Origin of the sequence: Candidatus Symbiopectobacterium sp. (assembly GCF_020054415.1) — a bacterium.
GTDB lineage: Bacteria > Pseudomonadota > Gammaproteobacteria > Enterobacterales > Enterobacteriaceae > Symbiopectobacterium.
The window spans coordinates 1-1515 of sequence record NZ_JAHWCO010000374.1 but is presented as its reverse complement, the minus strand read 5'-3'; the positions used below and the strand labels follow the sequence as shown (position 1 = coordinate 1515).

At 52.1% G+C, this 1515-nt stretch carries 1 protein-coding gene and 2 pseudogenes; 2 read left to right on the top strand and 1 reads right to left on the bottom strand.

Annotated elements, in window-relative coordinates; all coding sequences use genetic code 11:
* A partial coding sequence (locus QZ506_RS11010; protein WP_291971064.1) for a transposase occupies positions 1-256 on the top strand: 256 nt, incomplete at its 5' end.
* A pseudogene (locus QZ506_RS11005) lies at positions 253-1263 on the top strand (AMP-binding protein); the annotation flags it as partial. The gene QZ506_RS11010 and the pseudogene QZ506_RS11005, both read left to right, overlap by 4 nt.
* Here QZ506_RS11005 and QZ506_RS11000 read toward each other — a convergent pair.
* A pseudogene (locus QZ506_RS11000) lies at positions 1246-1515 on the bottom strand (integrase core domain-containing protein); the annotation flags it as partial. The pseudogenes QZ506_RS11005 and QZ506_RS11000 overlap by 18 nt on opposite strands.

The following is a 1515-nucleotide window of genomic DNA, read 5'->3' as shown; positions in this document are numbered from 1 at the left end:
CCAATTGATTAAGGATTGGGCCTTTGTCGTGAACATAGAGCTTCACTATTTACCGCCTTACAGTCCGAATCTGAACGCGATAGAACGCCTGTGGAAAGTGATGAATGAGCATGCACGGAATAATCGCTATTTTGAAAACACGCGCGATTTTCGGGATTCTATATTCAATTTTTTCACCAATACGCTACCAGAAATAGCGGACTCGCTGACGTCCAGAATTCACGATCGTTTTCAGGTGCTCAAACCTGCATCTTGAGGTTTATTGGGTATATCGATTTTGTGCCGCTCGAACCGACCAAACCTTTGGCAATCAAGGTGCTTATCAAAGTGATTGAGCAGGGCCGCCCGGTGGTGGTGTTCCCCGAAGGGCGTATCACCGTTACCTGCTCCCTGATGAAGATCTACAGCGGTGCAGCCTTCGTCGCAGCAAAATCGGGCGCTACGCTGGTGCCGGTGCGCATCGAAGGTATTGCGTTCAGCCCGTTTGGTCGCCCTAAAGGTACGTTTAAGTAACGCCTTTTCCCTCAGGTCACCCTCTCTTATTTGCCGCCGACCACATTACCGATGCCGGTAGCGGGCAGCGCGCGTGAACGGCACGAACTGGCAGGTGAACACTTGCACCGCATCATGATGGCCGCGCGTATGGAAACGCGCCCGCGCCAGACGCTGTATCAGGCATTTCTCTCTGCCTGCCAACGCTATGGCTACAGCTCGCCGTCTATTGCGGATATCGCCTTCAGTGAAGACAGTTATCAGGGGTTGCTGAAAAAGTCCCTCTGCGTTGGTCGCATCCTGCAACGTTTTACCCGAGAAAAAGAGCACGTCGTCTTGCTGCTGCCCAATGCCACGGTGACGGCGGCTGCCATTCTCAGCGCCTCATTGCGCGCCCGTGTGCCTGCCATGCTGAACTACACGGCGGGGGCAAAAGGCATTAAGAGCGCGATGCTGGCGGCGGAAATCAAAACCATTGTCACCTCGCGCCAGTTTCTGGAAAAAGGGAAAATGACCCACCTGCCGGAGCAGCTGAAAGAGGCCAACTGGGTGTATCTGGAAGATTTGAAGGGCACGATAACCCTAGCCGACAAAGAGTGGATTTTATTCCATCTGCTGTTTACGGTGCGCGCCATGGTGCAGCATCAGCCTGATGATGCAGCGATGATCCTGTTTACCTCCGGTTCTGAAGGCAACCCGAAAGGCGTGGTGCATTCTCACGCCAGTCTGCTGGAAAACGTCGAGCAGATTCGCACCGCAGCACATTTTTCCCTGATGAGTTCGCTCATTATTGTAATGCCACAACCAGTTGTCCAGATCTACCTGCAGGCTTTCCAGGTCTCCATATAACTTCTTTCGGAACGTAACCTGATAAAAATACTGAAAAATGGTTTTATGGAAGCGCTCGCAGATGCCGTTCGTCTGCGGAGACATCGCCTTCGTTTTCGTATGCTCGATATCGTTGATAGCCAGATAAAGCTGATAATCATGCTGCTCCACTTTACCACAGTACTCCGTACCCCT